The sequence below is a fragment of the Halanaerobiales bacterium genome, assembly GCA_035270125.1.
Classification (GTDB): Bacteria; Bacillota; Halanaerobiia; order Halanaerobiales; family DATFIM01; genus DATFIM01.
The window spans coordinates 1-6,377 of the sequence record DATFIM010000100.1; the positions used below are offsets into that span (position 1 = coordinate 1).

Annotated in this window: 7 protein-coding genes; all 7 read right to left on the reverse strand. The window is 32.7% G+C overall.

Annotation, left to right across the window (positions count from 1 at the left end; genetic code table 11):
- Positions 1 to 169: 169 nt before the first annotated feature.
- On the reverse strand, positions 170 to 1,015 hold the full coding sequence (locus tag VJ881_05360) for a carbon-nitrogen hydrolase family protein (GenBank protein HKL75478.1): 846 nt from the start codon (positions 1,013 to 1,015) through the stop codon (positions 170 to 172).
- A 15-nt stretch (positions 1,016 to 1,030) separates the two neighbouring features.
- Positions 1,031 to 1,318, reverse strand: coding sequence for a MoaD/ThiS family protein (locus VJ881_05365; GenBank protein ID HKL75479.1), 288 nt, complete (start codon positions 1,316 to 1,318; stop codon positions 1,031 to 1,033).
- Positions 1,319 to 1,333: 15 nt separating this feature from the next.
- Positions 1,334 to 2,608: a TRAP transporter large permease subunit gene (locus VJ881_05370; GenBank protein HKL75480.1), complete on the reverse strand. Its 1,275-nt coding sequence runs from the start codon at positions 2,606 to 2,608 to the stop codon at positions 1,334 to 1,336.
- A 54-nt stretch (positions 2,609 to 2,662) separates the two neighbouring features.
- A complete protein-coding gene (locus tag VJ881_05375) occupies positions 2,663 to 3,160 on the reverse strand; it encodes a TRAP transporter small permease (protein ID HKL75481.1) in 498 nt (165 codons plus the stop codon).
- Between the two features lie 121 nt (positions 3,161 to 3,281).
- Complete coding sequence (locus tag VJ881_05380) at positions 3,282 to 4,301, reverse strand: TRAP transporter substrate-binding protein (protein HKL75482.1); 1,020 nt, start codon at positions 4,299 to 4,301, stop codon at positions 3,282 to 3,284.
- A 39-nt stretch (positions 4,302 to 4,340) separates the two neighbouring features.
- Positions 4,341 to 5,324, reverse strand: coding sequence for a fumarylacetoacetate hydrolase family protein (locus VJ881_05385; GenBank protein HKL75483.1), 984 nt, complete (start codon positions 5,322 to 5,324; stop codon positions 4,341 to 4,343).
- On the reverse strand, positions 5,325 to 6,332 hold the full coding sequence (locus VJ881_05390) for a fumarylacetoacetate hydrolase family protein (protein ID HKL75484.1): 1,008 nt from the start codon (positions 6,330 to 6,332) through the stop codon (positions 5,325 to 5,327).
- Between the last annotated feature and the right edge of the window lie 45 nt (positions 6,333 to 6,377).

Sequence of the window (6,377 nt, forward strand, 5' to 3'; positions counted from 1 at the left end):
TGTTTTAATATACAACTCCTTAAATATTAATTCCTTATAATATAATTATTCAAGAAAAAATTAAATTCACCTTTTTATTAAAAATATTAGTTAAAAATATAAGCCCCTGGATCAGGTTTTAATACCTGAAACAGGGGTTTAATAATTATTATTTATTTATTTTTCACCTTCATTCTTGAGAATTTATTAAATAACTGTATATTTCTTCTCTTCGCCATTGATCTAAAGTGCCAGGTTTAGTTTTATAAGGAAGTGGATAAATTATTTTATCTTTCTGTTTTCTAAGCCAGCGGACTCTTTCCAGATCTATATCTGCATAATATACTCCTGTTTTCTTTTCTTCCAAAATTATTTCTTCTGGAGATGTTACCATAGCCAGTCCTTCTTCCACTCCAAAAATATTTTGAGTAGTAACATTATAGGCCAAATTTTCTATGGCCCGGGCAAAAATTAAAGTTCTCCAGGTAGGATTAAGATCAACCTTTACTCCCCCGGCCGGCATAAATAAAATTTCCGCCCCTTTTAGAGCTAATATCCTGGCCAATTCCGGGACATAAACTTCACTACACATCAAAATTCCAATTTTACCAAACTCTGTTTCAAAAACAGGTAATTCATCTGCTTCTTCATAATCTAAATCCCAGAACTTTCCTCCAGGATAGGCCCAGGGACCGGGCGGTGTAGTCCTTCTATATTTACCTACTATCTCTCCATCTCTATTAATTATTACCATGACAATATTATGTTTTTCTGGATCTTTAATAGATTTTTCTGCTGTTCCTGCTAAAATATATACTGATTTTTCTTTTGCTTTTTTCTGTAAGGCCGGAATTGGTGTCCAATCAACTGGTTTCCGCCAGGGCCCTGGATAAGTTTCTGGCAGACAGATTATATCTGCCTTATTTTCTGATGCTTCATCTATATAATTTAATGCTGACTTTAAATTTTTTTCATTCACATCATTTTCTTTACCAAAATAAGTTTTAGGCTGGACTAAAGCTAATTTAAAAGTCATAATTCTCCCTTCTTTTTATCCTCCTGAAATAAATACAGCAAATGTAAGTCTATCTCCATCTTTAACTTCTGTTTCTAATCCACTTTTCATTGCAATACTCAAACCATTAAGCAAAATTACAATTTGTTTTTTAATATTTTCACCCTCTATCACCTGCTCATAAAAATCCTTTCCCCATCTTCTTTTTAATATCTGCAAAATTTCTCTGACTTTTAATTTTTCATATTCTTCAAATTGTACTTCTTTGCCAGCAGTAGATAAATAATCCTGCAAAATCCCTAAACTGGAGATTTCTATTTTCAAGTAACCACTCCCCTTTTAACCTCCTAATAATAATCTTGGTAAAAATAGTGAAATTTGAGGTACAAAAGTAATTAACATCAGAATAATTAAGTTAATTATTATAAAGGGTAAAATTCCACTCACAATCCTTTCATAACCTATATCAAAAGCTCCAGTGGCCACAAAAATATTTAATCCAAATGGAGGAGTAATCATTCCAATTGAGAGGTTAAGAACTATTATCATACCAAAGTGAATTGGATCAATACCTAATACTCTGGTTAAAGGATAAACAAGTGGGGTTAAAACAATAATAGCTGAATTAGGATCAATAAACATTCCAGCAATTAAGAATACTACATTTAATAATAATAGAATTACAATATTATTTGCTCCACTCAATAAACTTACAACCATTTGTGGTAACTGTCCAATAGTCATAACCCAGGAAATAATAGACCCGGCAGCAATTAAAATCATAATCATGGCAATGGTATTTCCTGCCTTACAGGATATTTCAAATAATTCTTTAACACTAATATCCTTATAAATAACCATTTCTACAAAAGCAGCATAAGCTACAGAAACTCCGGCAGCTTCAGTTGGAGTAAAAACACCTGAGTAAATACCACCAATAATTATAACCGGTAAACCAAGGGCCCAGACACCTTCTTTTAGAGCATCCCATACTTCTTTTAAGGTAGCTCTTTCTTCTAAAACTATATCGTGTTTTTTAGCATAAATATAACTATAAATCATAAAACCTAATCCCAGTAAGATACCTACTCCCAGACCGGCAATAAAAAGATTAGCAATTGAATTTCCAGTTAATATAGCATAAAGGACCATAGCAATTCCAGGAGGAACAAGCATTGCTATACTACTACTGGAAAGAATAAGCCCCATAGAAAATTTTTCTCCATAATCTGATTTAGTTAAAGCCGGGTACACAATACTTCCGATCGCAACAACCGCAGCCGCTCCAGCTCCAGAAATTGCCCCAAAAATCATACAGGTTACAACTGTAGTTAAAGCCAGACCACCAGGGAGATGGCCAACAAGAGTTTTAGCTAATTTTATTAATCTCTCACCTATCTCTCCTTCAGAAACGATCTGGGCAGCCAGTAGAAAAAATGGTATTGCAAGTAAACTAAATTTATTAACTCCACCAATTCCTCTTTGAATTAATATCAGGGGGTCCATTGGAAAAAAACTAACTAAAGTAATTAAACCAGTTGCCATTAAATTCAAAAATATCGGTAAGCCCATTATTAAAAAACCGAACAATAAACTTAATAATAATATGGCCATTTTAATCCTCCTCTTCCAATTTTATATATAAATTTTACTCTATTTGTTTTCTATTTAAAGTGTATCCTGTATTTCATTACTTTTAGATCTAATATTAATAATAAAAATGTGTAAAAAATTCTTTGCCATTAATATTGCTCCTACCGGTACTCCTAAATAAACCCAATACATTGGCAGACCGATTGTAGGACTTATCTGTCCCCTACTATAAATTTTTAGCACAATTTGCATACCGTAATTAGTTAAAAGCAAACTCATAACAACTCCAAACATATTTATTAACAAAAATAATTTTTTCTTATATTTAGGTGGAAATCTATTAAAAACTACATCCATAGTAACATGACTTCCATTTCTGACACACATACTTGCGCCAACAAAAGTTATCCAGATTAAAACATAACGTGATAATTCTTCAGCCCAGACAAATGAGTTCCCAAAACTTCGGGCCACTACATTAATAAATATAATCGCAGTTGTAAATAATAATCCTAAACCCACTACAATTCTTTCAAAGTTATTTAAAATTTTATTTACAGTAGAAAAAATCATTCATTTTCCCTCCTTTAAAACAAAATTGCTATTATAGTATTATTTTATTCCCCCTTACCTTAAAACTATTAAGATAAGGGGGGGAGTACTATTTATTTGTTTAAGTTTATTTCATTTCCCTTTATTCCATTTCTGCTTCAAGGGCATTTACTAATTCCTCAGCTTCTTCTCCATATTTTTCAATATAGAAATCTTTAACTGCTTCTGATTTTTCTATAAATTCCTGTCTCTGTTCTTCAGTTAATTCAATTACCTCTATTCCGGATGCTTTCATTTCTTCAAGATAATTTTCTTCATTTTCCATTATTCTTGCTTCACAGACATCTCTACCATCTCTTACCGCCTGTTCTATTACCTTTTGAATATCAGATGGTAATCCTTCAAACCAGGATTTACTTACCATAATAACCTGATCAAGCAAACCATGTTTAGAAAGTGTTAGATAATCCTGAACTTCATAAAATTTCATATCATAATTTGTAGTAATTGGGTTATCCTGCCCATCAATAGCTCCAGTCTGTAAGGCACTATAAGTTTCAGAAAATGGCATTGTAATTGGTTTTGCACCATATACCTCATACATTTCAACCTGAACTGGAGAAGGCATAGAACGAACTTTCATTCCTTCAAAATTACTTACTTGATTTAAAGGTTTACCATCAGAAGTAAACTGCTTATATCCTGTATGCCAGAGACTAAGTGAAAGTAATCCTTTTTCTTCAGTAGTTGCCAATACCTTAGACATTGCTTCACTTCTTTCCAGTGCTAACAATTCTTCCTTATCTGCTGGATAAAAGAAAGGTAAGTCAAGAATTGTAACTAAAGGCTGAAATCCACCTAAGAAAGCTGATGGAAGAATACTCATTTCAAGTGCTCCCACCTGAAGTGATTCAATTTGTTCTCTCCCACTACCAAACTGAGAAGCAGGATAAATCTGAACAGCCACTTTTCCACCTGTTAATTCTTCTACTACTCTCTTAATTTCTTCTGCACCTTTATGACGGGCACTATCAGGCATAGCTGCATGAGCTATTTTCATTGTATAGTCTGCTGCTTCCACCTTTGCTTCAAAAAGACTGCTAAAAGAAAAACTAAAAACTAAGACTAAAGCCAAGACCATGATCAAAGATTTCTTAAGCATTTTTTATTCCTCCTCTAATTTTTTACTACTTATTTTTAGTTACTCTATTGGATTTTCCAGTTCACCAATTCCATCTATATGCAATTTCATTTGATCTCCTGATTTCATATAGGCTCCTCTTTTTACACCATCATCTCTTTCATAAGGATCAGCTCCTAATTCAGTATCTGAGCCAAGGGCCGGTCCACCAGGTGTTCCAGAAGCAATAACAAAACCTGGCTGTAAAGTCATAAACTGTGAATAATAACTTACAAGTTGAGGTACTTTCCAGATTAAGTTTTTAGTATTATTATTCTGTCTTAATTCACCACTTACCCAGGTTTTTAAATCAAGACTGCTAACATCATTTAATTCATCAGTGGTTACTATCCAGGGGCCAAGAGGACAGCCAGTATCATAATTTTTTCCTTCTCCAAATCTCAGTTGAAAATTAGATTCTCCCCAGGGTATAACCTGTCTACTGCGGGCTGATATATCATTTACAATTGTATAACCAAAAATATAATCAAATGCTTCTTCCTCAGGAATAAATCTTCCCTCTTTTTTGATCACAATTCCTAATTCTACTTCATAATCATATTTTTCAGTTACTCTACTTTCATATTCAACTGCTTTTTTAGGACCAATAACACAATTAGGAGCTTTTAAGAAAAATTCAACTTCAGTTGGTTTAGATCTCTTTGTCTCTTCTAAGTGATCATCAAAGTTGGCTCCCCCACAAATTATTATTTTGGGCATAATTGGTGCCTCAAGTTCTAATTTTTCTAGATCAACGCCATTAAAATAATTTGGATTTTTTTCAATAAAATCACTACCTTCTTTTAAGGCCTGATAAGCTTTATCACCTCCCTTTATTAGTTTTACAGTATTATCTGGTATTCTTACCTTAGCTATTTTTTCTGCCAAATTATTACCTTTATTTTTTAGAAATTCACAATAACCTTTACGCAAATCATATACTTTCTCATCTATAACTGTACCTAATCTAGATTTTTTTCCATCATTAAAACTAACTAATCTCAATTACTTCACCTCCTTATAATCCACTACCGGGTTCTCAATTTTACCTATATTTTCGATTTCACAACTTACCCTATCACCGGGCTTTAACTGCACTGGATTTTCTCTCATATCTTTTATGACAGGAATACCTTCATCATCTGTACCAAAAACCACCCCGGCTGGGTTACCGGTAGAAATTAAGATTTCCGGTTTCATAGTAAAAAATGTAGAACAATAACTTGCAAATTCTTTAACACTTCTAAGAAGTTCAGAAGTATTACTTTCGACTACTAATTCATCATTAATATATTTCTTTAATTTTAAATTTTCTGGATTTTTAATTTCATCTTTTGTTACTACCCAGGGGCCTAAAGGAGCTGAATTATCAAAAGATTCACCTTCACCATATCTAACATGAAACATCGTTCCTTCCCATCCGACCTGTAGTTTATCTAGAGAATAAACATCAGTTAAAATAGTATAACCAAAAACATGATCCATTATTTCATCTTCTTCTAAGAATCTTCCTTTTTCTCCTATTACCAGAGCTAATTCTGGTTCACAATCGATTCTACCTGTATGATCACCTTCATAATAGATTTCTTCACCAGGATCTATTATTGTATGAGATGATTTTAAATAAAATTCAATATAATCATACATCTCTTTATTTGTTGGGTCTTCTAACTCAGGGCCAGCACACATAATCGTTTTAGGTTGATATGGTTTTAGTATTTTGACATCTTCCAAATTATAGAATATAAATTCTTCATTAATCCCCAATTTATCTTTTGCAGAATCTTTTACATATTCAAAACCGGTTCTGGCTGCTTCCCAGGCTTCTTTCCCTGATTCCAAAAATTCCAGAAAGTCATTAGGAATTAAAGCTCTGGCCATTTCATCTGCCTGTCCATCCCCTTCTTCTTTCTCTAAATATAGTGCATAGGCTCTTTGCACATCTACTAAATGATTATCTTTTAAAGCTCCTATTCTTTCTTTTCCATTAAATTTAAAAGTACCATATTTCATTATACCCCTCCTTTCCTCTTTATCATTTATTTATTTTCTTTTTTG

Coding starts and splice junctions, on each gene's coding strand:
- VJ881_05360 (HKL75478.1), bottom strand. CDS start 1,015: ATGACTTTTAAATTAGCTTTAGTCCAGCCTAAAACTTATTTTGGTAAA.
- VJ881_05370 (HKL75480.1), bottom strand. CDS start 2,608: ATGGCCATATTATTATTAAGTTTATTGTTCGGTTTTTTAATAATGGGC.
- VJ881_05375 (HKL75481.1), bottom strand. CDS start 3,160: ATGATTTTTTCTACTGTAAATAAAATTTTAAATAACTTTGAAAGAATT.
- VJ881_05380 (HKL75482.1), bottom strand. CDS start 4,301: ATGCTTAAGAAATCTTTGATCATGGTCTTGGCTTTAGTCTTAGTTTTT.
- VJ881_05390 (HKL75484.1), bottom strand. CDS start 6,332: ATGAAATATGGTACTTTTAAATTTAATGGAAAAGAAAGAATAGGAGCT.